Annotated in this window: 20 protein-coding genes; 10 read left to right on the top strand and 10 right to left on the bottom strand. The window is 72.9% G+C overall.

Annotated elements, in window-relative coordinates:
• Positions 1–234: 234 nt before the first annotated feature.
• From ACQPZG_RS09660 to ACQPZG_RS09650, 3 genes are read right to left on the bottom strand one after another with little or no spacing between them, the layout of a single operon-like run.
• Complete coding sequence (locus ACQPZG_RS09660; protein ID WP_433545415.1) at positions 235–1131, bottom strand: aminoglycoside phosphotransferase family protein; 897 nt, start codon at positions 1129–1131, stop codon at positions 235–237.
• 31 nt (positions 1132–1162) lie between these two features.
• A complete protein-coding gene (locus tag ACQPZG_RS09655) occupies positions 1163–1597 on the bottom strand; it encodes a ferritin-like domain-containing protein (RefSeq protein WP_433545414.1) in 435 nt (144 codons plus the stop codon).
• Positions 1594–2091, bottom strand: a complete 498-nt coding sequence (locus tag ACQPZG_RS09650) for a hypothetical protein (protein ID WP_433545413.1) — start codon at positions 2089–2091, stop codon at positions 1594–1596. The genes ACQPZG_RS09655 and ACQPZG_RS09650 overlap by 4 nt, the downstream gene beginning before the upstream one ends.
• A 153-nt stretch (positions 2092–2244) precedes the next feature.
• Here ACQPZG_RS09650 and rimP point away from each other — a divergent pair, with 153 nt between their 5' ends.
• The 10 genes from rimP (at position 2245) to ACQPZG_RS09600 (ending at position 14920) form a co-directional block, all read left to right on the top strand.
• Positions 2245–2763 carry a ribosome maturation factor RimP gene (gene rimP, locus ACQPZG_RS09645; RefSeq protein ID WP_433545412.1) on the top strand — a complete coding sequence of 173 codons (519 nt, stop codon included), beginning with the start codon at positions 2245–2247 and terminating at the stop codon, positions 2761–2763.
• Positions 2764–2765: 2 nt separating this feature from the next.
• Positions 2766–3818 (top strand): transcription termination factor NusA, encoded by a 1053-nt coding sequence (nusA, locus tag ACQPZG_RS09640; protein WP_433545411.1) that lies wholly within the window; start codon positions 2766–2768, stop codon positions 3816–3818.
• Between the two features lie 119 nt (positions 3819–3937).
• On the top strand, positions 3938–4228 hold the full coding sequence (locus ACQPZG_RS09635; protein WP_433545410.1) for a YlxR family protein: 291 nt from the start codon (positions 3938–3940) through the stop codon (positions 4226–4228).
• Positions 4229–4383: 155 nt separating this feature from the next.
• Positions 4384–7545 (top strand): translation initiation factor IF-2, encoded by a 3162-nt coding sequence (infB, locus tag ACQPZG_RS09630; protein ID WP_433545409.1) that lies wholly within the window; start codon positions 4384–4386, stop codon positions 7543–7545.
• 179 nt (positions 7546–7724) lie between these two features.
• Positions 7725–8018, top strand: a complete 294-nt coding sequence (locus tag ACQPZG_RS09625) for a DUF503 domain-containing protein (protein WP_433545408.1) — start codon at positions 7725–7727, stop codon at positions 8016–8018.
• Positions 8019–8045: 27 nt separating this feature from the next.
• Positions 8046–8495, top strand: coding sequence for a 30S ribosome-binding factor RbfA (gene rbfA, locus ACQPZG_RS09620; protein ID WP_433545407.1), 450 nt, complete (start codon positions 8046–8048; stop codon positions 8493–8495).
• The gene (gene truB, locus ACQPZG_RS09615) at positions 8492–9397 is read left to right on the top strand and encodes a tRNA pseudouridine(55) synthase TruB (RefSeq protein WP_433545406.1); all 906 of its coding nucleotides are present in this window, start codon (positions 8492–8494) and stop codon (positions 9395–9397) included. The genes rbfA and truB overlap by 4 nt, the downstream gene beginning before the upstream one ends.
• Positions 9398–9636: 239 nt before the next feature.
• Positions 9637–13440 (top strand): serine protease, encoded by a 3804-nt coding sequence (locus ACQPZG_RS09610; RefSeq protein WP_433545405.1) that lies wholly within the window; start codon positions 9637–9639, stop codon positions 13438–13440.
• A gap of 233 nt (positions 13441–13673) precedes the next feature.
• Complete coding sequence (locus ACQPZG_RS09605) at positions 13674–14627, top strand: bifunctional riboflavin kinase/FAD synthetase (protein ID WP_433545404.1); 954 nt, start codon at positions 13674–13676, stop codon at positions 14625–14627.
• A gap of 89 nt (positions 14628–14716) precedes the next feature.
• Positions 14717–14920, top strand: coding sequence for a CsbD family protein (locus ACQPZG_RS09600; RefSeq protein WP_433545403.1), 204 nt, complete (start codon positions 14717–14719; stop codon positions 14918–14920).
• A gap of 65 nt (positions 14921–14985) precedes the next feature.
• Here the strand turns inward: ACQPZG_RS09600 and ACQPZG_RS09595 are convergent, their stop codons facing one another.
• The 7 genes from ACQPZG_RS09595 to ACQPZG_RS09565 all read right to left on the bottom strand — a co-directional run bounded on the left by ACQPZG_RS09595 (position 14986) and on the right by ACQPZG_RS09565 (position 26680).
• Positions 14986–16041, bottom strand: coding sequence for an oligopeptide/dipeptide ABC transporter ATP-binding protein (locus tag ACQPZG_RS09595; protein WP_433545402.1), 1056 nt, complete (start codon positions 16039–16041; stop codon positions 14986–14988).
• Positions 16042–16342: 301 nt separating this feature from the next.
• Positions 16343–17350 carry an ABC transporter ATP-binding protein gene (locus ACQPZG_RS09590; RefSeq protein ID WP_433545401.1) on the bottom strand — a complete coding sequence of 336 codons (1008 nt, stop codon included), beginning with the start codon at positions 17348–17350 and terminating at the stop codon, positions 16343–16345.
• Positions 17347–18306, bottom strand: coding sequence for an ABC transporter permease (locus ACQPZG_RS09585; protein ID WP_433545400.1), 960 nt, complete (start codon positions 18304–18306; stop codon positions 17347–17349). Before ACQPZG_RS09585 ends, ACQPZG_RS09590 begins: the two co-directional genes overlap by 4 nt.
• Positions 18303–19379, bottom strand: coding sequence for an ABC transporter permease (locus ACQPZG_RS09580; protein ID WP_433545399.1), 1077 nt, complete (start codon positions 19377–19379; stop codon positions 18303–18305). Before ACQPZG_RS09580 ends, ACQPZG_RS09585 begins: the two co-directional genes overlap by 4 nt.
• 108 nt (positions 19380–19487) lie before the next feature.
• Positions 19488–21419, bottom strand: a complete 1932-nt coding sequence (locus tag ACQPZG_RS09575) for an ABC transporter substrate-binding protein (protein ID WP_433545398.1) — start codon at positions 21417–21419, stop codon at positions 19488–19490.
• Between the two features lie 331 nt (positions 21420–21750).
• Positions 21751–25905, bottom strand: a complete 4155-nt coding sequence (locus tag ACQPZG_RS09570; RefSeq protein ID WP_433545397.1) for an SCO5717 family growth-regulating ATPase — start codon at positions 25903–25905, stop codon at positions 21751–21753.
• Between the two features lie 541 nt (positions 25906–26446).
• Positions 26447–26680 carry a DUF397 domain-containing protein gene (locus tag ACQPZG_RS09565; protein WP_433545396.1) on the bottom strand — a complete coding sequence of 78 codons (234 nt, stop codon included), beginning with the start codon at positions 26678–26680 and terminating at the stop codon, positions 26447–26449.
• Positions 26681–26939: the final 259 nt, after the last annotated feature.

The following is a 26939-nucleotide window of genomic DNA, read 5'->3' as shown; positions in this document are numbered from 1 at the left end:
GGCTTCGGCCGTACGTGCCTGGACCGTACGTAGGCCGTACGAGCTCAGGCCGCGCGCACCGCTTTGCGCGCACCCGCCCTACGCGCACCGCCGTCCCACGTACACCCGCCCGACACGCACCGCCGTCCGACGTGCACCCGGCCTACGCGCCCCTGGGCCCCGGGGCCGGGTGCGCTGTACCACCAGCTTCGGACGGACATGTTCCGGACCTGCCCGACCCGTTGGCTGCACGCCCTACAGCCAGCTCGCGAACTCCAGCAGCATCTCGCCGTCCTGCGTCCGCCCCGCCGCGAGGGCGCGGGTGCCCGATTCCACCGCGCGGAACAGGGTCCAGCCGTGCAGCCGCTCGCGGTCCACGTCGAGGGAGTCGGCGAGGCGGTTGATCCGGCGGCGGGTCGCGGGGGAGCCGGCGGCGGTGGCGATCTGGTCGTCGATGCGGTCGCGGACGAGCCGGGCCAGGTCGTACGCGCGCTCGCCCACCAGCGGGTCGGGGCCGACGGCGAGCCACGGGGTGCGATCCCCGCCGAGGACCTTGCCCTGCCGGAAGTTGCCGTGCAGGAGCAGGACCTCGGGGGCGGAGGACACCAGGGAGTCGCGGGCCGCGAGGGCCGCGTCGACCAACGGCGTCAGATCCCGCGGCGCCTCGCGCATCGGGCCGCACTGGCGTCCGGTGCGCTCCTCGACCGTTTCGAAGGGGTGCCCGTCGGCCGGGGCGACCCACAGCTTCCGTACGAGGCCGGCGGCCTCCAGCAGCGCCTTCGCCTCCGGCAGCGAGCGCAGCGACACCTCGCAGTGGAGGCGTTCCAGCAGCAGTGCGCCGTCGGGGGACTCGTCCTCGGCGAGCTGTACCGCACCCCAGCCGTTCCAGTGCGCGAGCGCGGCCCGTTCCCGCTCGGGGTGCGCCGCCTCCGGGGCGAGCTTGAGCGCGCCCTGGGTGCCGTCGGGCCGTCGTACCAGCACCACCATGCTGCTGCGGCCTCCCGGCGCCTGGACGCGTTCGACCGTCAACTCCCGTCCGGCGAGAGCCTCCTGAGCCAGTGACGGAAGCCGCTCCAGCCAGTCGGCTGCGGCCGATTCCCCCTGCGCCTCGCCCAGCGCCCTCACCAGGCGTTGCGACGGTTCGAAAGCCATAGGTGGCGTGCTCTCCTTCGATTCGTAGGGCTTACACGCCTTCGCGTACCGAAGTGGTCAGTTCGGCGAGCCCAGGAAAGGCTACGCTGCTGCCCCGCCAGCGGACCGCCCGCACCGCTGCCTCCCGCAGCGCCCCGGCGGCCTCCCGCCGCAGCGGGCCCCGGGCGGCGCGTACGAGGTCCGAGTACACCCCGGCGATCCGGTCCTCCAGTACCGCGGCCAGCCGCGCCGCCGTCGCCGCGTCCGGCACCGGGAAGGGCAGGGCGTACGCCGCCTCCGCGACGGCCGGCGTGCCGCCCAGGTCGCGCACCGTGCGGACCAGGGCGTCGCGCCGTGAGCGGTGGGCGTCGTACGCCTCGCGGGCCTCGGCGCGGCGCTCGGCGCCGATCCGTCCGCCGACCACCCCGTAGCCGTACAGGGCCGCGTGCTCGGCGGCCAGCGCCGCCTGTACCGCCGTCAGCGTCATCGCTCGGCTCCGTTCGTCAGCAGGTACGCGTGGGCGGCGCCCGCAGCCGCCACCGACGCCAGCAGGCGGGCGAGTTCGGGGGTGGCTCCGCCGAGGGCGGCCAGATGGGCGTCACTGGCGCGCTGTTCGGCCGCCGCGAGCTCCTTGACGGCGGCGCGGGGGTCGGCGGCCACCGTCACCGGGGCCCGCCCCGCGACGGGTCGGCCCTCCCCGCGCAGCACGTCCGCCTGGCGGGCCACCTGGGTGCGCAGCGGTCTCAGCCGGGTTGCCTCGGCGGGGTGTGTCTTCAGCAGGGCGTCGTAGTGGGCGAGCAGGTCCAGGCTCGTCCGTGCGGAGGACTCGCGGATCCGGACGGCTGCCTTCCGTGCGGTCGAGCCCGTCTCCGTACCGGCGGAGCCGGCGGGTCCGGAGCCGTCCGAGCAGCCGGCCAGGAGGCCCGCCGCGGCGGCTGTGCTCCAGGCCAGCGCACGTCTGCGAGTGGTGGGCGTGCGCACGTGTCCGTCTCCCTCGGTTCCCGGGTGATCACCGCAGGCGAGCGTACCCGCGGTGTCCGGTGGACGGACGGCAACACCCCTCCGGACCGGATACCCTTTGATCTGACACACGACGAAACAGACAACAGCACACGCGGCCGAGGAGTCACCCGGATGAGCACCACCCAGAGCGACAGGCTGCGCGAACTGCTGGAACCGCTGGTCGCCGCCCAGGACCTGGACCTCGAAGAGATCGAGGTGGCCAAGGCCGGCAGGCGCCGCGTGCTGAGAATCGTCGTGGACTCCGACGAGGGCGTCGAACTCGACGCGTGCGCCGAGGTCAGCCGGGCGATCTCGCAGAAGCTCGACGAGAGCGACGCGATGGGCGACGAGGAGTACGTCCTCGAAGTCGGCTCCCCGGGCGCGGACCGCCCGCTCACCGAGCACCGCCACTACGTACGGGCCACCGGCCGCCTCGCCCGGCTCACGCTGAGCGACGGCGCCGAGCTGACCGCCCGCATCCTCGTCGTCGACGAGGACGGGCTCGACCTGGAGGTGCCGGGCGTGAAGGGGCGCAGGCCCACCGCCCGCCGCGTGGAGTTCGCCGACATCGCGAAGGCCCGCGTCGAGGTCGAGTTCAACCGCAAGGACAAGAACGAAGACGTGAACGACGAGAAGGAAGAGGAGGCGTAGCCGTGGACATCGACATGAGCGCCCTGCGGGGTTTGGTACGGGAGAAGGAGATCTCCTTCGAGGTACTGGTCGAGGCGATCGAGCAGGCCCTCCTCATCGCGTACCACCGCACCGACGGCAGCTTCCGCCGTGCCCGGGTGAAGCTCGACCGTGAGAGCGGAAAGATCACAGTGTGGGCGAAGGAGGACCCGGCGGACCTCGAAGAGGGCCAGGAGCCCAAGGAGTTCGACGACACCCCGGACGACTTCGGCCGCATCGCCGCCAGCACCGCCAAGCAGGTCATCCTCCAGCGGCTGCGCGACGCCGAGGACGACCAGACCTTCGGCGAGTACGCCGGCATCGAGGGCGAGGTCGTCGTCGGGCTCGTGCAGCAGGGCAAGGACCCCAAGAACGTCCTGGTCGACATCGGCAAGCTGGAGGCCATCCTGCCGGTGCAGGAGCAGGTCCCGGGCGAGGAGTACACGCACGGCCTGCGCCTGCGCGCCTTCGTCGTACGGGTCGCCAAGGGCGTCCGCGGTCCGTCCGTGACGCTGTCGCGCACCCACCCCAACCTGGTGAAGAAGCTGTTCGCGCTGGAGGTCCCGGAGATCGCCGACGGTTCGGTGGTCATCGAGGCCATCGCCCGCGAGGCCGGCCACCGCACCAAGATCGCGGTCCGCTCGACGCGCTCCGGCATCAATCCCAAGGGCGCCTGCATCGGCCCGATGGGCAGCCGTGTGCGCAATGTCATGGCCGAACTGCACGGCGAGAAGATCGACATCGTGGACTGGTCCGACGACCCGGCGGAGATGGTCGCCAACGCGCTGTCCCCGGCCCGCGTCTCCAAGGTCGAGGTCGTCGACATGTCGACCCGTTCGGCCCGGGTGACCGTCCCGGACTACCAGCTCTCGCTGGCGATCGGCAAGGAGGGCCAGAACGCCCGCCTGGCCGCCCGCCTCACGGGCTGGCGCATCGACATCCGCCCGGACACCGAGGAGCTCGCCGAGGGCGAGGAGCCCGGTGAGTACCGCCGTGCCAACGGTGACGGCCGTGACCGCCGGGACGACCGCGGCTGAGCGGGACGGACGTCGCGAGGTGGGCCCGGCTGAGACCCGGGCCACATCTTTTTTTGACGAACAGCTTGTCGATCCTTGCCCCCAAGGGGTGAGGTCGGTGCGGGGAGGTAGACTTAGTCGTGTCTGGCCAAACGCAGACCGGCGCACGCCCTGAGCGAACCTGTGTGGGTTGCCGGGAGCGAGCGGCCAAGAGCGATTTGCTGCGCATCGTGGTGGTCGAGGGTGAGTGTGTCCCTGATCCTCGCGGTACGCTGCCCGGCCGGGGTGCCTACGTGCACCCCGCCTCTGCCTGTTACGACCTGGCGGTCCGCCGCCGGGCGTTCCCCCGGGCCTTTCGGGGTCAGGGACCGCTCGACACCGCGCCACTGGAGAAATACGTGGCGCGCGACGTCGGGCAGGCGACACCGTAAGACGCAACAAACGAACGGCACGGGTCCCCGTGCGGTCAGGTACCTCGCGAGTTGGAAGTAGGTCGAGATTGCGATGAGCACTCGATGAGTACGCGATGAGTACGCCCATGAAGTAGCGACGGTCCGGCGTTCAACCCGGACCTAAAAGGAGCGAAGTGGCTAAGGTCCGGGTATACGAACTCGCCAAGGAGTTCGGTGTGGAGAGCAAGGTCGTCATGGCCAAACTCCAAGAACTTGGTGAATTCGTACGTTCGGCGTCCTCGACGATCGAGGCGCCAGTGGTACGCAAGTTGACTGACGCACTGCAGGGCCCCGGCGGCAACGCCGGCAAGTCCGCAGCAAAGCCCGGCGCGCCCCGCAAGGCGACGCCTGCCAAGCCCGCGGCACCGTCCGCGGACACCCCGGCACCGGCGGCTCCCCGCCCCGGCGCCCCCAAGCCCGGCGCACCGGCCCCCAAGCCGGCCGCGGCCGAGGCCCCCAAGAGCGAGCCCACGGCCCCCGCCGCGTCCCCGGCTGCCGCCGGTCCGCGTCCGGGCCCCAAGCCCGCCGCGGCCAAGCCGGCCCCGGTCACCCCGGTGCCGCAGGCCGAGTTCTCCGCACCCGCACCGGCCCAGAACGCACCGGCCCAGAACGCCGCTCCGGCAGCGCCCCAGGCCCCGCGTCCCGCCGGCGCCACCCCCGGTCCGCGTCCGGCCCGTCCGGCCCCGGCCCAGCGTGACAGCGCCCCCCGTGAGGGCGGCCAGCGCGACAACCGCGGTGGCGAGCGCGGCGGAGAGCGTCCCGCACGTCCGGCCGGTCAGGGCGCCCCGCGCCCCGGCGGCGCCCGCCCCTCGGGTCCCCGCCCCGGCAACAACCCCTTCACCTCCGGCGGTTCCACCGGCATGGCGCGCCCCCAGGCGCCCCGTCCGGGCGGCGCGCCCCGTCCCGGCGGTGCCGGTGCGCCCGGTGGCGCCCCGCGCCCGCAGGGCGGCCCCGGCGGCGCTCCGCGTCCGCAGGGTCAGGGCGGCGCAGGCCGTCCGAGCCCCGGTGGCATGCCCCGCCCGCAGGGCGGCGCACCGCGTCCCGGCGGCGCCGGTGGCGCTCCCTCCGGCAACCGCCCGAACCCGGGCATGATGCCGCAGCGTCCGGCTGCTGGTCCCCGCCCTGGCGGCGGTCCCGGTGGCGGCGGTCGCGGTCCCGGCACCGGCGGCGCGGGTCGTCCCGGTGGCGGCGGCGGTCGTCCCGGCGGCGGCGGCTTCACAGGCCGTCCCGGTGGCGGCGGCGGCGGCTTCGCAGGCCGTCCGGCCGGTCCCGGCGGCGGTGGCGGCGGCTTCGCCGGTCGCCCCGGTGGCGGCGGCGGTGGACGTCCCGGCTTCGCCGGCCGTCCCGGTGGTCCCAACGCACGTGGTGGTACGCAGGGCGCCTTCGGCCGTCCCGGCGGTCCCGCGCGCCGCGGTCGCAAGTCGAAGCGTCAGAGGCGCCAGGAGTACGAGGCCATGCAGGCCCCGTCCGTGGGCGGCGTGATGCTGCCTCGCGGCAACGGACAGACCGTCCGCCTGTCGCGCGGTGCCTCGCTCACCGACTTCGCCGAGAAGATCAACGCCAACCCGGCGTCGCTCGTCGGCGTGATGATGAACCTCGGCGAGATGGTCACTGCCACGCAGTCCGTCTCCGACGAGACGCTCAGGCTGCTCGCGGACGAGATGAACTTCGTCCTGGAGATCGTCAGCCCGGAGGAGGAGGACCGCGAGCTGCTGGAGTCCTTCGACATCGAGTTCGGCGAGGACGAGGGCGGCGAGGACATGCTCGTCTCCCGTCCGCCGGTCGTCACCGTCATGGGTCACGTCGACCACGGCAAGACCCGCCTCCTCGACGCTATCCGCAAGACGAACGTCGTCGCGGGCGAGGCCGGTGGCATCACCCAGCACATCGGTGCCTACCAGGTCGCCACCGACGTCAACGGTGAAGAGCGCGCCATCACCTTCATCGACACCCCCGGTCACGAGGCGTTCACCGCCATGCGTGCCCGTGGCGCGAAGTCCACCGACATTGCGATCCTCGTGGTCGCGGCCAACGACGGTGTGATGCCGCAGACGATCGAGGCGCTGAACCACGCCAAGGCGGCCGACGTGCCGATCGTGGTCGCGGTCAACAAGATCGACGTCGAGGGCGCCGACCCGACCAAGGTGCGCGGTCAGCTCACCGAGTTCGGTCTGGTGGCCGAGGAGTACGGCGGCGACACGATGTTCGTCGACATCTCCGCCAAGCAGGAGCTCAACATCGACTCCCTGCTGGAGGCCGTGGTCCTGACCGCGGACGCGTCGCTCGACCTTCGGGCGAACGCGGAGATGGACGCACAGGGCATCGCGATCGAGGCCCACCTCGACAAGGGCCGCGGCGCCGTCGCCACCGTCCTCGTCCAGCGCGGTACCCTCCGCGTCGGCGACACGATGGTCGCGGGCGACGCCTACGGCCGTGTGCGCGCCATGCTCGACGACCGGGGCAACAACGTGCAGGAAGCGGGTCCCTCGACCCCCGTCCTGGTGCTGGGTCTCACCAACGTCCCCGGCGCGGGCGACAACTTCCTCGTCGTCGAGGAGGACCGCACGGCCCGTCAGATCGCCGAGAAGCGTGCCGCTCGTGAGCGGAACGCGGCGTTCGCCCGCCGTGGCGTCCGGTTCTCCCTGGAGAACCTGGACGAGGCCCTCAAGGCCGGTCTGGTGCAGGACCTCAACATCATCATCAAGGGCGACGCGTCCGGTTCGGTGGAGGCTCTCGAGTCCTCGCTGCTCCAGCTCGACGTCTCCGACGAGGTCGACATCCGCGTCCTGCACCGTGGTGTGGGTGCGGTCACCGAGTCCGACATCGACCTGGCGACGGGTTCCGACGCCATCGTCATCGGATTCAACGTCCGTGCGGCCGGCCGTGCTCAGCAGATGGCCGAGCGCGAGGGCGTCGACGTCCGCTACTACTCGGTGATCTACCAGGCCATCGAGGAGATCGAAGCAGCGCTCAAGGGCATGCTCAAGCCGGAGTACGAGGAGGTCGAGCTCGGTACCGCGGAGATCCGCGAGATCTTCCGCTCGTCCAAGCTCGGCAACATCGCGGGTGTCCTCATCCGCTCCGGCGAGGTCAAGCGCAACACCAAGGCGCGCCTCATCCGCGACGGCAAGGTCGTCGCGGAGGACCTCAACATCCAGGGCCTGCGCCGCTTCAAGGACGACGTCACCGAGATCCGCGAAGGGTTCGAGGGCGGTATCAACCTCGGCAACTTCAACGACATCAAGATCGACGACGTCATCGCGACGTACGAGATGCGGGAGAAGCCGCGCGGCTGACAGCCACGCAGCGAGAACCGTGACCCGGGGCACAGCCCCTGATGTCAGCAGTGGTCGGGGCCGCTCGGCGGAGATTATTTCCGTCGAGCGGCCCCGGCCGTTGCGTGTACGGTTCTGGTGTCCCTGCCAAGCAGTGGCAGCGGCACATGAACCCGAACCGGCGGGACATCCGGACACACATGTATGTGGGGACTCTGTCCTTCGACCTCCTGCTCGGCGACGTACGGTCGCTGAAGGAGAAACGCTCCGTCGTCCGTCCGATCGTCGCCGAGCTGCACCGCAAGTTCGCGGTCAGCGTGGCGGAGGTCGGCGACCAGGACCTCCACCGCAGGGCCGAGATCGGCGTGGCGGTGGTGTCCGGCGACACGGGGCACCTCGCAGACGTACTGGACCGGTGCGAGCGCTTGGTCGCCGCCCGGCCCGAGGTGGAGTTGCTGTCGGTACGACGGCGGCTGCACAGTGACGAAGACTGAGCACGTAATCAACAAGGAGAAGGACCAGTGGCCGACAACGCTCGGGCGAAGAAGCTGGCGGACCTCATTCAGGAGGTGGTCGCCCAGAAGCTGCTGCGCGGCATCAAGGACCCGCGGCTGGGAACGCACGTGACCATCACGGACACCCGCGTCACCGGTGACCTGCGGGAGGCCACGGTCTTCTACACGGTGTACGGCGACGACGAGGACCGCGCCAGCGCGGCCGCCGGCCTGCAGAGCGCCAAGGGCATCCTGCGCTCGGCGGTCGGTGCGGCGGCGGGCACCAAGTTCACGCCCACCCTCACGTTCGTCGCGGACGCGCTCCCGGAGAACGCCAAGACGATCGAGAGCCTTCTCGACAAGGCGCGGGCCAACGACGCCAAGGTGCGCGAGGTGTCCTCGGGCGCCACGTTCGCCGGCGACGCGGACCCGTACAAGAAGCCCGGTGACGACGACGAGGACGACGCCACCGCATGAGCGACACAGCAGTGAGCAGGACGCCGGACGGACTTGTCATCGTCGACAAGCCGTCCGGCTTCACTTCGCACGACGTCGTCGCCAAGATGCGCGGGATCGCCAGGACCCGCCGCGTCGGCCACGCCGGCACGCTCGACCCCATGGCCACCGGTGTCCTCGTCCTGGGCGTCGAGCGGGCCACCAAGCTGCTCGGCCACCTCGCGCTGACCGAGAAGGAGTACCTGGGCACCATCCGGCTCGGCCAGGACACCCTCACGGACGACGCCGAGGGCGACGTCATCACCTCCACCGACGCCTCCGCGGTGACCCGTGAGGGCATCGACGCGGGCGTCGCCAAGCTGTCCGGCGACATCATGCAGGTGCCGTCCAAGGTCAGTGCCATCAAGATCGACGGCAAGCGGTCCTACAAGCGGGCCCGCGAGGGCGAGGACTTCGAGATCCCGGCCCGTCCGGTCACCGTCTCCTCCTTCCAGGTGTACGACGTGCGCCCGGCGGTCGCGGAGGACGGCACGCCCGTCGTGGACCTGGTCGTCTCCGTGGTCTGTTCGTCGGGCACGTACATCCGTGCCCTGGCCCGCGACCTCGGCGCCGGTCTCGGCGTCGGCGGGCACCTCACGGCGCTGCGCCGCACCCGGGTCGGCCCCTACGGACTCGACGCGGCCCGCACCCTGGAGCAGCACCAGGAGGAGCTGACCGTCATGCCGATCGCGGACGCGGCGGCGGCGGCGTTCCCGCGCTGGGACGTGGACGAGAAGCGCGCCGGACTGATCATGAACGGGGTGCGCATCGACATGGCCGCGCACCCGCGCAACCCGGTCGCCGTCTACGGGCCCGACGGGCGCCTCCTCGCCCTGGTCGAGGACCAGCGGGGCAAGGCGAAGAGCCTGGCGGTCTTCGGCTGACCCGTCCGCTCCGCGCGGACCGGGCGAAACCGTGGAGCGGGCAGACGACGTACTGCCCGCTCCACGATCCCCTCCCGCTGCCTCCCCCTGCTCCAGGGTCTGTCCGTTCCCGGCCTCCGAATCACCCCTTCGGGCGGGCGCTCGGAGTGAATACGGGGAGTGACGGGGGGCGCTTTCGTCAGGCGTCCTTCTTTCGCTGATCACCCCCTGCCTACGGTCGTGGCAGGGGGTGCTTCTCTATGGCGTCGGTTCCACCGGCCGGGCCCGCAGAACCGGCCGCACAGGCGGCACCGGTCGCCCAGGCCGTGCTCGTACGGATCTGTGACCCGGCCGGACGGCCGCGCGGCACCGGTTTCGTCGCGGACCACCTGGGAACCGTCGTCACCGGCCACGAGGTCGTCGACGGCCTGAGCGGACTGCTGCTGTGCGCCCCCGGCGACCGGACCTGCCGTGTCGCGGCCGACGCCCTAGTGCCGCTGCCGGAGGCGGGGCTCGCTCTGGTACGGACCGAGGGGCTCGGAGTGCGGCCGCTGCCGGTGACCGCGCGGGCCTCGGTGCCCGTCGGGTCGTACGTGCGACTGGCCGCCGGGGGGTGGCGGCAAGCGCGGGTGCTGGGGGTCGCGCCCGTCACGCACACCGCCACGGACCGCGTCCACCTCCTCGACCGTGCGCTGGAGCTGGCGATGGGCACGGCGGGCAGCGACGCGCTGCGGCAGGGCGGGGCGGCGGCCGGGGGGCCGGTGCTGGACGCGGAGACCGGGGCGGTGCTGGCGGTGCTCGCCACGTCCCTGCTTCCGCACGCCCCGGGCCGGGTGCGGGACGGGGAGGTCCCCGCCGTCCACCGGGCGGCGGGTTTCGCCGTGCCGCTCACCGGCGGGCAGACGGGGGGCGGGCCGCTCGGCGAACTGCTGCGGCGGAACGCGGCGACCGTGCCCGCGTACGGGAGGGACCTCAACCTGGCAGGGGCGCTCCAGCTGACGGCGACCTCGGTGGGGTCGGCGGGGCCGGACACCTGGCGGGAACCGGTGGAACGGGCCTGGCTCGTCGCGGAGTTCGAACGGTTCGAGGCGGCGCAGCAGTGTGTCCTCGGGCTGGTCGGGATGCCCGGGACCGGGCGGAGCACCGAACTGGCGGCGCTGGCCGCGCGGCGGGCGCGCGGACCCGCGCCCGCCCCCACCGTATGGCTGCGCGGAGCCGACCTGCGCGACGGGGACGCGTCCGTCGCCGACGCGGTGGGACGGGCGCTGAGGCGGGCGGGGCGGATCCTCGCCGCCTCGGGAACGCCGGGGGACATGGGGGTGGCCACGCCGGAGCGGGTGGCCCGGCTGGCACGGGACGCCGGGAGGCCGCTGCTCGTCCTCCTGGACGGGCCGGAGGAGATGCCGCCCGTGCCGGCGCACCGGACGGCCGAGTGGACGGCCGGGACGGCGGGCTGGCTGCGGGAGTGCGGGGCCCGGCTGGTGGTCGCCTGCCGTCCCGAGCACTGGGAACAGGCGGGGGCCCTGTACCCGGCGGAGGCACTGCACCCGGGGGCCGCGGAACGGCTGCCGCCGGCGGTGGCGCTGGGTGATCTGGCCGAGCCCGAGGCGGTGTGCGCGCGGGAGCGGTACGGGGTGCCGGAGGGGGCGTTGGGGGAGGCCGACGCACGGCATCCGTTGACGCTGCGGCTGCTCGCGGAGGTGCGGGCCGCGGTGCCCGGGGGAGTGGTCGACGGATGCCCGACGCGCGAGGACGTGTTCGAGGCGCACCTGGGGCTGGTGTGTCTGCGAGTGGCGGTACGGGTGGCCGCCGCGCACCGCCCGTCCCTGCGCGGTACCGCGGTGCGCAGGCTGGCGGCGGAGGTGTCCGGGCGCCTGCACGAGGCGGCGCGGCGGTGCCTGGGGCCGGGGCAGGGGGAGTTGGGGCGGGAGGCGTTCGAGGAGATCTTCCCGTGGCGGAGCGGATGGGCGTCGGCGGTGCTGACGGAGGGCGTACTCGTGCCGGCGGGCGGCGGGTACCGGTTCGCGCACGAGGAGGTGGCGGACTGGGTGCAGGGGGCGCACCTGGATCTGGGCGAGGCGGTCAGGCGGCTGGTGGGGGCCGGGGCGGCCGCGGGCCCGGGACGAGTCCCCGCCCAGGTGGCGAGGCGGGGGGCGGCGAAGAGCGCGGGTCCCGCCGCACGCGGCGCTCCTGAACCCTCCCCTTCTCCCGGCTGTGCGCAGCAGGGGGGCCGGCCGGCCGGGGCGAAGCGGGGGCTGCCCGTGCCCCGGCACCGGATCGGGCCCGTCGTCGAGGCGATGCTTCTGCTGGAACGGCACCACGGCCCCGGAGGTCTCGCGGCCCGGATGCGCGCGTTGATCCGCCGTCTCGAAGTGCTGGACGGGCCGGAGAGCGCGGACGCCCAGTGGTGGGCCGCCCACCTGATCGGCGACACCTTGGCCCGGGTGCCCGACCTCGGCCCGTATCGCGGTGTCCTGCGGGAGCTGGCGGAAGCGGTGACCGCGCGGTCGCTGCGGGCGGGCGGGCCACAGGGGCTGGGCTGCGGGCTGGGCGTCTTCGGCCCCCGGTTCTGGGAGCGGCTGGGGGTCGACCAGGCCGAGCGGGTCGACCTGCTGCGGGTACTGGTGCTCGCCGACGGGGCGCCGGAGAGCGCGGCAGGACGCGGCGGGCGGCCCCCCGACCGCTACCTCGACGCCGTCGTACGGCTGCTGCGGGGCGACGTGCGGCGGGTGCAGATGCTGCTGTGCGGGTGGTTCGACGACGAGCGCGTCCTGCCCGGCGGGGCCGCGGCGACGGTCGCCGAAGTGGCACAGGCCCTGCTGCACACGCACCGCGGCCCGGCCGTCGACGACCTCCTGGAGGCGCTCGCGGAGGCCGGACGTCCACGGGCCGACGAACTGTTGCACGCGCTGGCGGCGGACGAACCCTCCGCGCTGTGCCGCGCCGTGGCCCGGTGGGCGCACGACGACCGGGTGGAACGGCGCGTGGCAGCTGCCGCGTACGGGCTGGTGGCCGCGTCGCACGCGGCGGCGGAGGCGGACCGGGAACTGCTGCGGTGCGCGGCGCTGGCACTGCTGGGGCGGACCGCGGACGTGAGCCTGCACGGGAAGGCGCTCGCCCTGCTCGTAGCGGACCCGGACACCCGGTCGCGGTACCTGCCCCGCGCGATGGCCGCCTTCGTGGTCGGCGAGCCCCGGGTCCCCGCCGATGCACTGGTCCGCGCGCTGGCCACCCACCCGGAGCCGGTGCTGGCGACCCTTCGCACCGGGTTGTACGACGTGGACGCGCGGGCCCGGGAGGTGCTGCACGCGCTCGCCGCCGTGACCGCGCCCGCCCTCGCCCGCCGGTCGGCCGCCCTGGTCGCCGAGTACGTGGCACGACGCCCCGAGGACGCGGTGTACGCCGCGGAGTTCGTCCGGGCCCGGCTGGAGAGCGGCCCGGCGGCGCGCACGGAACTGCTGCCGCTGGTGCGCGGACTGCTGCGGGGGAGCCCGGAGGAGCTGCGCAGCGCTCTCGCGACCGTACTCGCCACGCCCGGCGGCCCCGCCTCCGCCCCGCTGCGGGCGGAACTGCTCGACGTACTCCTGGAGTACGAGGAGCACGCGCGCCACGACGCCGCCCGGGACCGGGACGCGACCGCCCTCGTCGCCGTGCTGCGGGCGGCGGCGCTCGGCTCCGGGCAGCGGCCGGACAGCGGGACCCGGGACCTCGTGCGGCGCACCGCGGCGCTCCTCGTACGGACACCCGAGGGCGCGGCCCGCTTCGACCGGCGACTGGTGGCCCTGGCACGCGAGGTACCGGGCTTCGCGCGACGCCTCGTGTGCTGGACGGCCCAGGCGCCGCAGGACTGGGCGGCGCTGGTCGGCCCGAGCGCGCGACGCACGGTCGAGGCCCTGGCGGAGACGGAAGCCGGACCGGAGGGGGCGGGCGGGCGGCAAGGGCCGGACGACGGGCCGACCGGACCGGTGGACGGGCCGCCGGGAAGCGGGACGGCCGCGGCGGAGCCCGCCCGGAGGAGCACACCGGGGAACGGCCGGGAAGGCTGCCGGACCGGCGGCCGATGAGAGCGGGAGCGCGCCCGTACGCCGCGGGAGGCACCGGGAGAGGGGACATCCGGCGGGCCGTGCGTCCCGGACGGCCCGCAGGCGGCGGAGAGGCGGCCCGGTAAGGGCACCGATGCGGGGCGCCGGGCGTGGGCATGGCAGTCTTAGACCTGCGTAAGAGCAGGCTTCCGGGTCCGTCCGGACCCGTGGGGCAGCCAACATCACGTACCAGAGACGTACAAGGAGCGGTCACAGTGCAGCGCTGGCGCGGCTTGGAGGACATCCCCCAGGACTGGGGACGCAGCGTCGTCACCATCGGCTCCTACGACGGCGTGCACCGTGGGCACCAGCTCATCATCGGGCGGACGGTGGACCTCGCCCGCGAACTGGACGCACGGTCCGTCGTGGTGACCTTCGACCCGCACCCGAGCGAGGTCGTCCGCCCCGGCAGCCACCCGCCACTGCTCGCCCCGCACCACCGGCGCGCCGAGCTGATGGAGGGCCTGGGCGTCGACGCCCTGCTGATCCTCCCCTTCACGAGCGAGTTCTCGAAGCTGTCACCGGCCGAGTTCGTGGTGAAGGTGCTGGTCGACAAGTTGCACGCACGCCTGGTGGTCGAGGGCCCGAACTTCAGGTTCGGGCACAAGGCCGCCGGAAACGTGCAGTTCCTGGCCGAGCTGGGCCCCACGTACGACTACGACGTCGAGGTCATCGACCTGTTCGTGAGCGGCGAGGCGGGCGGCGGCGAACCGTTCTCCTCGACACTGACGCGGCGGCTCGTCGCCGAGGGCGACGTGGCGGGAGCGGCCGAGATCCTGGGCCGCCCGCACCGCGTCGAGGGCGTGGTCGTACGCGGCGAACAGCGCGGTCGCGAGCTGGGCTACCCGACCGCGAACGTGGAGACCCTCCCGCACACCGCCATCCCCGCCGACGGCGTGTACGCGGGCTGGCTGACCGCCGACGGCGAGCGGATGCCCGCCGCGATCTCCGTCGGCACGAACCCCCAGTTCGAGGGCAAGAAACGGACGGTCGAGGCGTACGCCATCGACCGGGTGGGGCTCGATCTGTACGGGCTGCACGTCGCCGTCGAATTCCTCGCGTACGTACGCGGTATGGCCAAGTTCGAGTCGATCGACGCGCTGCTCGAAGCGATCGCCGACGACGTGAAGCAGGCCCGGGTCCTGACGGCCGACGCGGAAGCGGAATAGCAGTCGACCGGCCCGCCTCGACATGCGGAACGCTCCGAGCTGCGGCAACGTGGTCCCGGAACGCGTACCCCGGCGAAAGGCGGAACCCCGTGTCCGACAGCGAGAGCACGTTCGACAAGCTCAAGGGCAAGGCGAAGGAATTCGGCGGCAAGGCCACCGGAGACGACCGCATGGAGACCGAGGGCCAGACCGACCAGCTGAAGGCGAAGGCCGAGGGGCTGGGCGAGAAGGCCAAGGACAAGCTGGGCGGCGTCAAGGACTCCCTCTCCGGCAAGAAGGACGACGACGCCTGAGGCGGTTCCTTCTCAGGTACGGCGGTGGAGGGTTCCCGGCGCGCCGGGGCCCTCCACCGCCGTGGTCAGCGGCCGTCTCGTCGTTGCCCCTGCTGCTCCTCCCGTGTCCGCCCGGTGGCCGCCCAGTGACAGGCGACCCGGGGTTCCTCGCCGCCCGCCGCGAGGACGGGCAGCTCTTCCGTGCGGCACCTTGCGGCGACACCCGCAGCGTCCGCCTCGCCCGAGGCGAGGATCTGGCAGCGGGCGTGGAAGCGGCAGCCGGATGGGATCCGGGAGGGGTCCGGGGGCTCTCCGCCGAGCACGACCGGCTCGCGGCCCGCCTCCGGGAGTACCGACAACAGAGCTTGCGTGTAAGGGTGCTGAGGGCGCGTCAGGACGCTTTCCACCGGCCCCGACTCGACGATGCGGCCCAGGTACATGACCGCGACGCGGTCGGCGATGTTCCAGGCGAGGCCGAGGTCGTGGGTGACGACGAGGGCGGAGAGGCCGAACTCGTCGCGCAGCCGGAGCAGCAGGGCCAGGATCTCGCCGCGCACCGAGGCGTCGAGGGAGGCGACCGGCTCGTCGGCGACGACGAGTTCCGGGTCGAGGACGAGGGCGCCCGCGATGACGACGCGCTGACGCTGACCGCCGGAGAGCTCGTGCGGGTAGCGCAGGAAGAAGCGCTCGGGCGGGCGCAGCCCGGCCCGCGAGAGGGCCTCGGCGACGGCGGCGCGCTCGTCCCCCTCGTACCGGTGGATGCGCAGCCCCTCGGCGACGGCGTCGTAGACGGTGTGCCGGGGATTCAGGGAGCCGCTCGGGTCCTGGAGAATCAGCTGGACGCGTCTGCGGTACGCCTTCAGGGCGCGCGAGCGGTAGTCCAACGGCACGTCGGCGAAGGCCACTTGGCCGGAGGTGGGCCGGACCAGACCGAGCAGCGCGCGGGCGAGCGTCGTCTTCCCGCAGCCCGACTCGCCGACCAGAGCGAGGATTTCGCCGGGGCCGAGAGCGAGGTCGACCCCGTCCACGGCACGGGCCGGGGGAGCGTGGTGACGCCCGGGGAACGTGACGTGCAGGGAGGTCGCCGTGAGCAGGGGGGCGGCGGGTGAGGGCCGTGCGGTGGCCGCCGGGGCGGTGGTCATGGGCGTGACTCCGTTACGGGGATCGGGCGGACGTCGGGAGGGGCGGTCGGTGTGGGTGATGAGGGGGCCGGACGGTGGCTGAGCAGCTCCGGGGGCGCCGGGCGGGCGTTGAGGGTGGTGAGGGACCGGGGGGTGCCGGGCGGGCGTTGAGGGTGGTGAGGGGACCGGACGGTGGCCGGGCGGCCGGGGCACGTCGGGCGAGCGGACCGGACGTGAGAGGCGGTCGCTGGCCGGGCGGGCCGGTCGCGGGAGCGTCGGGCGGGCCGGGTCCGGCGAGCGGACCGGCCCCGGGGCCGGTCCGTCAGTCCGGTCCGGTGTGCCCGGAAGTCCCCCGCGCCTCCACGTGCACGCAGGCCGCCCAGTGCCCCCGCCCCGCCTCCCGCAGCTCCTGGTCCTCCGTCGCGCACGCGTCCAGCGCCACCGGGCACCGGGGATGGAAAGTGCACCCGGACGGAAGCAGCGCCGGGTCCGGTGGATCGCCCGGCAGCCCGCGCGGCGCCCGCCGGGACGCCGGGTCGCCGATGCGCGGAAACGCGGCGGCGAGGGCGAGCCCGTACGGATGCTGGGTCGCCGTGTGGACGGTGGCCGCCGGCCCCTCCTCGATCACCCGTCCCGCGTACATCACGGCGAGCCGGTCGCAGGTGTCCGCGAGCACCGCCAGGTCGTGACTGATCATGAGCAGCGAGATGCCCTTCTCAGCGACCAACTGTTCGATCAGCCGCAGGATCTGCGCCTGGATCATCACGTCCAGGGCCGTCGTCGGCTCGTCGGCGACGATCAGCTGCGGGTCGCACGCCAGCGCCATCGCGATCATGACGCGCTGACGCTGGCCGCCGGAGAGCTCGTGCGGATAGGCGTCGGCGCGCGCGGCGGGCAGGCCGACCTGTTCGAGGAGGTCGGCGGTGCGCCGCCTTGCCGCGTCCGGGGTGGCCAGGCCGTGCACGAGGAGGGGCTCGGCGATCTGGTCGCCGATGCGGTGCACCGCGTTGAGGGAGTGCATCGCGCCCTGGAAGACCAGGGAGGCGCCCGCCCAGCGGACCGCGCGCAGCCGGCCCCACTTCATGGTGAGCACGTCCTCGCCGTCGAGCAGGATCTCCCCGGACAGCCGGGCGCTCGCCGGCAGTAGCCGCAGCAGGGCGAGCGCCAGGGTGGACTTGCCGCACCCGGACTCGCCGGCGACGCCGAGCTTCTGCCCGGCCGGGAGGGTGAGACTGACCCCCCGGACGGCGTGCACGTCCGTGCCGTACGTCACGTGTAGGTCCCTCAGTTCCAGGAGGGGCACGGTACCGGTGTGCGTCGAGGTGCTCAACGGGCCACTCCCAGCTTGGGGTTGAGCACGGATTCGATCGCCCGCCCGCACAGCGTGAACGCGAGGGCGACGACCGCGATGGCGATGCCGGGCGGTGCCAGGTACCACCAGTGCCCGGACGACACCGCGCCCGTCTCGCGTGCGTCCTGGAGCATGCCGCCCCAGGAGACGACGTCGGGATCGCCCAGGCCGAGGAAGGCGAGGGTGGCCTCGGTGAGGATGGCGCTGGAGATGCCGAGGGTCGTCTGGGCCAGGACCAGCGGCATCACGTTGGGCAGGACGTGCCGGGTCATGAGATGGGCGTGGCCACCGCCGAGGGCGCGGGCGCGTTCGATGTACGGGCGGGACTCGACGGCGAGGGTCTGGGCCCGTACGAGACGGGCGGTGGTCGGCCAGGAGGCGACGCCGATGGCGAGGACGACCGTCCAGATGCTGTGGGACAGGACCGTGGCCAGGACGATCGCCAGGACCAGCGAGGGCATCACCAGGAACCAGTCGGTGATGCGCATCGCGACGGTGGCGAACCAGCCGCCGAAGTGCCCGGCCAGGATGCCGACGAGGGTGCCGATGGCCACCGACAGGGCCGCCGCCATCAGTCCGACGGCGAGCGAGACCCGGGTCCCCCAGAGCAGCAGTCCGAGCAGGTCGCGTCCGAACTGGTCGGTCCCCAGCGGGAACCGGCCGCTCGGCGATTCGAGCGCGTCGCCGGGAGCGTCGGTGACGTTCTGCACGTCGTCGCCGACCAGGAGGGGGGCCGCGAGGGCCAGTACGGCGATCAGTACGAGCGCGGCGAGCCCGAACAGGCCGGACCGGTGTGCCCGGTACTGCTTCCAGAAGCGGGCGGCGGACCTGCGGCGGCGGGCCCGCGCGAGGGCCTTCGCGCTTCCCGCCGGCGCCGCGACGGGCGGGTCGGACGCGCTCTGCGGAGGAGGCTTCGGCGCGGACTCGGTCGTCATCGGGCCACCCTGGGGTCGAGCAGCGGATAGAGGAGGTCGGCGAGCAGGTTCATCAGGATCATCGCGCCCGCGAACACCACGAACAGGCCCTGGACGAGCGGCAGATCGGGCACGCTGAGCGCCGCGTAGAAGAGACCGCCGAGTCCGGGCCAGGAGAACACCGTCTCGACGAGGATCGAACCCGCCGCCACATGGCCCAGATTGATGAAGATCATGGTGACGGTGGGCAGCAACGCGTTCGGTACGGCGTGCCTGCGGCGTACGAGGGCGTCCCGCAGCCCCTTCGCGCGTGCCGTCGTCAGGTAGTCGCTGCCCATCTCGTCCAGCAGCGAGGAACGCATGACCAGGAGCGTCTGCGCGTAACCGACCGCGACGAGGGTGGTGACCGGCAGCACCATGTGATGGGCGACGTCCAGCACGTACGCGAAGCCCGTCTCGTTGCCGGATTCCATGCCACCGGTCGGGAAGAGGCCCGGGAGCGGACCGACACCCACCGAGAAGACGATGATCAGCAGCAGTCCGAGCCAGAAGGCCGGGATCGACCAGAGGGTCAGCGCCACCCCGGTGCTGACCCGGTCGCCGAGGCTGCCGTGCCGCCATGCAGAGCGGGTGCCGAGCCACAGACCGAGCGTCGAGTAGACCAGCACGGCGACCCCGGTGAGCAGCAGCGTCGCGGGGAACTTCGCGGCGATCAGCTCGCCCACCGGGGCGTGGAACTGGTACGAGGTGCCCAGGTCGCCGCCGAGTGCCCTGGCGCAGTATTCGGTGAACTGCTGCCACACCGGCAGGTCGAGCCCGAACTGACGTCTCAGCGCGCTGAGTTGCTCTGCCGAGACCTGGCGGCCGTGCGTCATCGCGCGTACCGGGTCGCCCGGGATGATTCGGAACAGGAAGAAGCTGGTGACCAGCACGGCGAAGAGCGAGACGGCCGCACCGCCCAACTTTCCCGTCCCGTACCGCAGATAGGCGACCCGGGGACCCGGGCCGCGCGTCCCGGTGCGCGACGCCGGCCCGGGCTGCTCGGGGCCGTCGCCAGGCCCCCGCCCCTCGGCCGGAGGGCGTGTGGCGCTCATCGCAGCGGTTTCCCTCGGTGCGGCGCCCATGGAAGCGGAGCCCACGGAGGCGGAGTCGCCCGGTGCAGAGTCCCTCGACGCGGGGTCCCTCGACGCAGGGTCCATCGGCTACTCGCGGTCCTCTGCGGTGGTGCGGCGGCGCATGGCGACGACGACGCCGACCGCGGCGAGCAGCAGTACGCCGATGCCGACGACGATCCAGAGCGTGGGGCCGGAGCCGCCGCCCCCGTCCCCGTCGTCCCCGACGGCGGGTTCGGCGGACCACCAGCTCCAGTAGCCGTCCTGGCCCCAGATGTTGCCCGCCGCCTCCGGCATGGTCTTGATCGACTTGATCTGGTCGGTGCGGTAGGCCTCCACCGCGTTCGGGTACACCATCACGTTCATGAACCCGGTGTCGTACAGCCGCGACTGCATCCGCTTGACGAGGTCGACGCGCTTCGCCTTGTCGTACTCGACGATCTGCTGGGCGTACAGGTCGTCGAACTGCTTGTCGCAGATGAAGTTGTCGGTCTGCCCGGTGGCCCTGGGACCGGACGGCAGTGCCGCGCAGGTGTGGATGGACAGGACGTAGTCCGGGTCGGGGTTGACCGAGTAGCCGTCGAAGGCGAGGTCGTACTCGCCGGCCTGCCAGGGGTCGGTGACGTTGTCCAGGCACTGGACCTGCAAGCCGATGCCCAGCGCGCCCCACCACTCCTGGAGGTACTTGCCGATCGCCTTGTCGTTGGGGTCGGTGGCGTGGCACAGGATGCGGAATTCGAGCGGTGTGCCGTCCTTGCCGACGCGCTTGCCCTCCGCGTTCTTCTTGTACCCGGCGCTGAAGAGGAGCTTTTCGGCGGCGGTCGGGTCGTAGTCGATCCTCTGGTCGGCGGACGGCTGCCAGTGGTAGTCGGCGAAGCGCGGCGGGATGTAGCCCTGCCCCTCCACCGCGTGCCCCTGGTAGACCTTGTCGACGATGGCCTTGCGGTCCACGGCCGCGAACAGGGCCTTGCGGACCTGCGGGTCGAGGAGCGCAGGATGCCCGTCGCCGAACTTCCGGCCCTTCCTGTCCTGCGCGCCGGGATTGACGGCGAGCGCGAGGAATCGCCGGCCCGGCGCGTCGTTGACCTTGATGTCCGGCGCCGACTTCAGGGACTTCGCCTGGGCGGGCGTCAGGTTCTGTACGAAGCCGACCTCGCCGGTGCGCAGGGCGGCCACCGCCGCGTCGTTGTCCTTGTAGTACTTCAGGGTCAGTTCGTCGAACTCGGGGGCGCCCCGCCAGAACGTCTTGTTGGCCTTCAGCTTCACGTACTGGTCGGGCTTGTAGGCGGTGATGACGTACGGCCCGTTGCCGACGATCGGGAACGTCTTGTCGTTGTTGAACTTCGAGAAGTCGCCGACCTTCTCCCACACGTGCCGGGGCACGATGGGCACGTCCAGCGCCGTCATCGTCGCCTGCGGCTTCTTCAGTTCGACGACGAGGGTCTCGGCGTCGGTGGCCGTGACCTTCTTGAAGTTGGCGGTGAAGCTTCCGTTGGCCGTGGCGGCGCCCTCGTCCGTCATCATCTTGTTGAACGTGTAGGCGGCGTCCTCGGCGGTGGCCTGCTTGCCGTCGGACCACTTCGAGTTCTTACGGATCTTGTACGTCCACGTCAGCTTGTCCGGGGACGACGTCCACTCGGTGGCGAGGGCGGGGACGGTGCGCGCGTCCTTGACGTCGTAGTTCGTCAGGTACTCGTACACCAGGCGGTGGATCGTCGTACTGACGAGACGGCCGGCGAGGAACGGCGAGAGCGAGTCGACGCTCTGGGAGACGGCGACGGTGAGGGACCGGCCGCCCTCGGCAGCCGCGACCGGGGAACCGGCGGCTGCGGCCTTTCCCTCCTGCGCTGCCTTCGCCCCCTGCGCGGCGTACGGCACCTGCGCGCCCTGCGGAGCGGCGGCCGTCGCCAGCAGGGCGAAGGCGGTGGCACCGGTCGCCACGAGGCGGCGCACCCGGGCACGGGCGGGGCGGGGTGGGGCGTGGGGCGGCGGAACGTCGGTGGTGGTGCCCTTTGTGTCCATGGTCGGAGACCTCGCGTCGTCACTGGCTCGTCTGCCGGCTCGTCTGTCTGCTCGTACATGCCCATCAGGCGGGTGGATCATGGGTGGCATGTGATGTGGCGCAGGTCTACCAGCGGGCTTCCGGACATGTCAACGGCTCATCAACTCCTGTGCTGGCAAAGGGAAAAGGTCCCGTACCAGTGGTTTGGGGGAGAGGTCGGCGCGCCATGGGGGGCGCGGCCGAGCGTTCGCCGGTTCATTCGTTCGTGTGTACGTCCGGACATGCGGGAGGCCCGCGTCACGGTCGTGGTGACCGTGGCGCGGGCCTCCAGTGGTCCGAACCCCTGACGCCCTACTGCTGAGGGGCCGGCGGCGGCTGCGGGGGTTGCTGCTGCGACCAGTCGCCCGGCGGTGGAACGATGCCCTCCGGTGCAGCGGGATACGGGTCGCCGGGCTGCGCGGGAGGCATCGGCTGACCGTGCTGCCCCGACGGAGCGGGCTGTCCGGGCTGGCCCGGCTGATCCGATGGGCCGGGCTGCGCGGGGATCGGCGCCCCGTCTGTCCGGGGCTGCGCGGACGGGAGTTGGCCCGGCGCGCCGGGGAACTGCTGGGCGCCGGGCGCGGGCTGCCCGTGGGGAGCCGCCTGCCCCTGGGGAGCAACCTGTCCCTGAGGAGTGGGCTGGGCGTGGACGGGGGGCTGCCCTTGCGGGGCGGGCTGCCCTTGCGGGGCGGCTGAACCCTGCGGAACGGGCTGCCCTTGCGGGGCGGCTGAACCCTGCGGAACGGGCTGCCCCTGCGGTGCGGGGGCCTGCTGCCAGTTGCCGTGGGACTGGGGTTGCTGCGGGTGCTGCTGCGGGTCCGGGTGCGCGTGCGGGTGGTGCTGCGGGTCCGGGTACGGCTGGGGGGTGGCGCCGGGGAACTGCTGCCCCGGCCGACCGGGCGTTCCGTGCGGCGCGGAGTGTCCGGAGGACACCTGGCCGGGCTGCTGCGGCCATGGCTGACCCGGCTGTACCTGCTGACCGGTGTGCCCCGGCTGTGCGGGTGGTACGTGCTGCCCCGGCTGTGCGTGCGGTGCGGCTTGCCCTGGCTGTACGTGCTGCGGCTGTACGTGCTGCTGGGCCGCGTGCTGCTGGGCTGCGTGCTGCTGGGCTGCGTACGGCTGTTGGGCTGAGTACGGTTGCTGGGGCCGGCCCGAGGGCTGGCCCTGGGCCTGTCCCTGTCCCGGCAGCGGTGGTGCCAGGTGCGGGGGCGGGTTGCCGTCCGCCGTCCACAGGCCCTGCGCCTGCTGCGCCCGTACGAAGTCCTCCGCGACCAGCGCCGACAGGTGGAAGTACGCCTCGCGCGTCTTGGGCCGCATCATGTCGAGGTCCACCTCGGCGCCCGCCGCCAGGTGCTCGTCGAAGGGCACGACCACCACACCACGGCACCGCGTCTCGAAGTGCTGCACGATGTCGTCGACCTTGACCATCTTCCCGGTCTCTCGCACCCCGGAGATGACCGTCAGCGAACGCTGCACCAGCTCCGCGTACCCGTGCGCCGACAGCCAGTCCAGCGTGGTCGACGCACTGCTCGCACCGTCCACGGACGGCGTCGAGACGATGATCAACTGGTCGGCGAGGTCCAGCACTCCGCGCATCGCGCTGTACAGCAGGCCGGTGCCCGAGTCCGTCAGGATGATCGGGTACTGCTTGCCGAGCACGTCGATCGCGCGCCGGTAGTCCTCGTCGTTGAAGGCGGTCGAGACGGCCGGGTCGACGTCGTTGGCGATGATCTCCAAGCCGGACGGGGCCTGCGAGGTGAACCGCCGGATGTCCATGTAGGAGTTGAGGTACGGAATCGCCTGGACGAGGTCGCGGATGGTGGCCCCGGTCTCGCGCCGTACACGACGGCCCAGCGTGCCCGCGTCCGGGTTGGCGTCGATCGCGAGGATCTTGTCCTGCCGCTCGGTGGCGAGGGTCGCTCCGAGCGCGGTCGTCGTGGTGGTCTTCCCGACGCCGCCCTTGAGGGAGATGACCGCGATGCGGTAGCAGGACAGCACCGGGGTACGGATCAGTTCGAGCCTGCGCAGCCGCTCGGCCTCCTCCTTCTTCCCGCCGAACTTGAAGCGGGAGGCACCGGACGGGTTCCGGCTGGACTTGGGCTTCGGCTTGTTGTTGCGCAGCAACCGCTCGGAGGACAGTTCGACTGCGGCGGTGTAGCCGAGGGGGGCGCCGGGGTGCGACTGCTGCCGCTCGTCGTGTGCGACGGGAGACGGCCAGGCGGCCCCGGTGCGGGGGTCGACGGGCGCGCCCGGCGCACCGCTCGCCTGGGGCTGCTGTGCAGGCTGTTGCTGCTGGGGCTGCTGTACGGGGGCCGGTTGCGCGTCCGGTGCCCGGGACGGCTGCTCCGCCGGCAGGCCGCCGGGGGCGGAGGGCTGCGGGAACCCGTAACCGCCCTGCTGGTGGGCGTCGCCGGTCGTGCCGTACACGGGGACTCGGGGTTCTTCCAGTCCGGCGACGGAGGGAGCGCCCGGTGCTGCGGGCTGCTGGGGGAAGCCGTACCCGCCTTGGGGTGCGCCGGGAGCCGCTTGCTGGGGGAAGCCGTACCCGCCTTGGGGTGCGCCGGGAGCCGCTTGCTGCGGGAAGCCGTCCTGCGCCTCGTGGGTGTGTGCCGCGAACGGCTGCCGGGGGACGCCGGGCTGCTGCGGCTGTACGGGCTCGGGTGCACCGGCGGCAGGGGGCGCGGCTGCTGCGTGCGGCAACCCGCCGCCCTGCCCCGTGGGAACGGGGCCCTGCTGCGGGAAGCCGTACGCGCCCGGCTGACCGGCTTCTGGCTCGGGGGCGGTGGGCTGGGGGGCGGCGGGCTGGGAGGCGGCCTGGGCGGCTTCGGGCTGATGCGGGAATCCGTAACCGGCCTGAGGCGCGCCGGGAGCGTGGGTCTGCGGGAATGCGCCCTGCGGGAATGCGCCCTGCGGTGCCGGGGGCTGCGGTGCCGGGGGCTGCGGTGCGAGGTGACCACCCTGCTGGGCGGGCGAACCGGAGGAGTGCGGGTCCTGCGGCGGCTGCGGGAATCCGTACGCTCCCGGCTGTGCCGCTGCGGGGTTCTGGGGAAATCCGGGGGACCCCTGCGCCTGCTGCCCGGACGTCTCGCTCGACGGTGCGGGCGGGGACCAGGACTGCGGAGGGGCAGGGGCCGGCCACTGCGGTGCGGTGGGGGGCGCCGCGGGCGGGAAGGACGGCGGGAGCGGCGGAAGGCTGCCCTGCGGCGGAGCCGGGGGAGTCCACGACTGGCCGACGGGCGCCACGGCTGCGCCGGACGGCGGTGTGTCCCTCGGCTCGTCCTGCGGCTCGCCTGCGCCCGGAGGAACGGCGTCGCTGATCCCGTCGTACGGAAGGGCGTCCGCCGTGTCGAGCGTGTCCGAGCGCGATGTGTCCGTGCCGGGCGCGTCTGTGCCGGGCGTGTCCGCGTCCGAGGTGCCCGCGCCGGACGTGTCCGAGCCGGGCGTGTCCAAGTGCGAGGTGTCCGTGCCCGAGGTGCTCGTGAGGACGTCGCGGGGTACGGAATCGCTCGGCGCGAAGTCCTCGTCCGTCGACGTGCCGTCCGCCGTGTAGTTGCTCGGAACGGAGTCGCTCGGCTCGTCCTCGCTCCGCACGCCACCGGTGCCGCCACCGGCTTCCGCCCCGTCAGTGGGGGAGTTCCAGGCGTCGACGTCCGTGCTGCCGGGGTCACTTGGCCCGGCTGCGTTCACGTCCGGGCCGGCCCCGCGACCCGACGGCGACCAGCTCTCCTCGGCGGAGGCGTAGCCGTGACGTTCGGCAGGAACGGCAGCTTTCGCGGGGGCCTCGGCGGATTCGGCCGGGGCGTGTGCGTCAGTGGTGTCCGTGACGTCGCCGAACCCCGCCGAGGCGGCGGACCCGGCGTCGGAGCGGCGGTCGGCGTCCTGCCTCACGGGCCCGGACCCGTCGTCGATGCGGGCCTCGGCGTCTGCTGCCGTCCCGGCACCGGCCGGTACGTCCGAGGTGGTGGAGTCGGCGGCCGAGGCCGCAGGGCCGTCCTCGTTGCCGAGAGGGCTTGGGCGGACGTCAGCCCCGGGGGCCACGCCGGCAGCGTCCGCGTTCTCCGCGTTCTCCGCGTTCTTCGCGTCCTCCGCGCCGGTCGCCCTTTCCGAGCCCGCGGCGGTACCCGCTCCGGTCTTTGCGGCGTCCGCGAGATTCTCGAACTGCCGTCGCAGAGCGGCGGGGGAGAACCGCATGGTCGCCCCGCTCTCCAGGTCGCCGTTCCGAGCCGGTTCCCGCGCACTGTCACCGGCGTCCGGCGAGGGCGCCGGGATCGCACCCGCGACGTCGTCGCCTGCCGGACCCGACGGATCGGCCGCGCTCGCTGGGCCCGAAGGGGTCGCGTGCTGGGTGTACCAAGCGGGCGGCGTGTAGTCGATGGTGAACTCACCCGTGCGGTCGGCCTCCGCGTCGGGCGTCTCGTCGACGGGCACGTTCCAGTCCTCGCGGATCTCGTCCCGCTCGCCGTTCACATTGCCTCCTGCTGTGGTCGAGCACCCTGGTGCCGTGCGTGGTGGGTGGGGTGACCGCTTCCGTCGTCCGATCCGCTCGGCACTTCCCCGTACTTCCCCGTCTCCTGCGTGCAACTACGGGGCGCAGGACCGCTCGGCGGCCCGTATGTGCCGCAGGTCCGCCGGAGTGCACCTGTCGCGCCCAGGCGTCAGCCTAGTCGTCAGCACCACCGGTAGGGCAGGCCCGATCGCCCGACGAACCGCGCATCTGCCGTCACATGACGCCCACAAGCGGTCTTCCTGCGCCGCTTCCCGGCGAACAAAACGGTCATCGCCTGACATCTCCCTACGGGATACGGGCCGTTCCCATACGGGCCGTTCACATACAGGGGGCTCTCACACCCCGGCACCCAAGTGCCCCCGCTGTGGCGAGCGTCATCATGAGGTCACGCACTCCTGCACCGCACACATGACGGAGCGGCCCGACCCGGTTGCACCGCCCCCGGGGTGGACCGCTCCGTCATCTGCGTACGATCACCCGCAGGTGACCGTCAGCGGCCGGTCACGTGAGGTCGAACTCGCCGTCACGCGCGCCCAGCACGAAGGCCGTCCACTCCGCCTCGGTGTACCGCAGCACCGTTGCGGGGTCCGCCGACGACCGCATCGCCACCGCACCCTCGGGCAGGTACGCGATCTCCACCCGCTCCTCGGCATCCTCGGTGCCCGGCGCACCGAGCCACTCCACGTCCGAGATGTCGAGGGCGTACAGGGCGTCCTTCTCCTGCTGCGTTCCCATTCCGGTGTCCCTTCGCGTCCACTTGGTCCAGCTCTTCGCCCATGGTGCCCGATGCGCCGGAGGGGGGTTGCGCGATCGCGCCGATCGTGGTGGGGGGGAGGAGTCCCCGACAGGCCCCGACGGTGCGGTTCGGGGGCTCCTGCCGGTGGGCGTCGGCAGGTGTCCGTGGGTGGTCGTGTGCCGGGCCACGGGTTGGCGCCTGAGAGTGGTGGGAGTGGCGGGGCGTCCGCGCAGCTCCGTGCCGCGGCCGGCCGCACGA

It is taken from the genome of Streptomyces sp. CA-294286, assembly GCF_050947155.1.
Taxonomy (GTDB): Bacteria; Actinomycetota; Actinomycetes; order Streptomycetales; family Streptomycetaceae; genus Streptomyces.
Note: the sequence above shows the minus strand (reverse complement) of the source record. Positions and strands in the feature narration are given on the sequence as shown.

Bases quoted from the DNA above. Each gene is read 5' to 3' on its own strand.
- ACQPZG_RS09585 (WP_433545400.1), bottom strand. From the start codon at position 18,306: ATGACGACCGAGTCCGCGCCGAAGCCTCCTCCGCAGAGCGCGTCCGAC.
- ACQPZG_RS09625 (WP_433545408.1), top strand. From the start codon at position 7,725: ATGTATGTGGGGACTCTGTCCTTCGACCTCCTGCTCGGCGACGTACGG.
- ACQPZG_RS09660 (WP_433545415.1), bottom strand. From the start codon at position 1,131: ATGGCTTTCGAACCGTCGCAACGCCTGGTGAGGGCGCTGGGCGAGGCG.
- truB (WP_433545406.1), top strand. From the start codon at position 8,492: ATGAGCGACACAGCAGTGAGCAGGACGCCGGACGGACTTGTCATCGTC.
- ACQPZG_RS09565 (WP_433545396.1), bottom strand. From the start codon at position 26,680: ATGGGAACGCAGCAGGAGAAGGACGCCCTGTACGCCCTCGACATCTCG.
- ACQPZG_RS09655 (WP_433545414.1), bottom strand. From the start codon at position 1,597: ATGACGCTGACGGCGGTACAGGCGGCGCTGGCCGCCGAGCACGCGGCC.
- ACQPZG_RS09580 (WP_433545399.1), bottom strand. From the start codon at position 19,379: ATGAGCGCCACACGCCCTCCGGCCGAGGGGCGGGGGCCTGGCGACGGC.
- ACQPZG_RS09595 (WP_433545402.1), bottom strand. From the start codon at position 16,041: ATGACCACCGCCCCGGCGGCCACCGCACGGCCCTCACCCGCCGCCCCC.
- rimP (WP_433545412.1), top strand. From the start codon at position 2,245: ATGAGCACCACCCAGAGCGACAGGCTGCGCGAACTGCTGGAACCGCTG.
- ACQPZG_RS09610 (WP_433545405.1), top strand. From the start codon at position 9,637: ATGGCGTCGGTTCCACCGGCCGGGCCCGCAGAACCGGCCGCACAGGCG.
- ACQPZG_RS09575 (WP_433545398.1), bottom strand. From the start codon at position 21,419: ATGGACACAAAGGGCACCACCACCGACGTTCCGCCGCCCCACGCCCCA.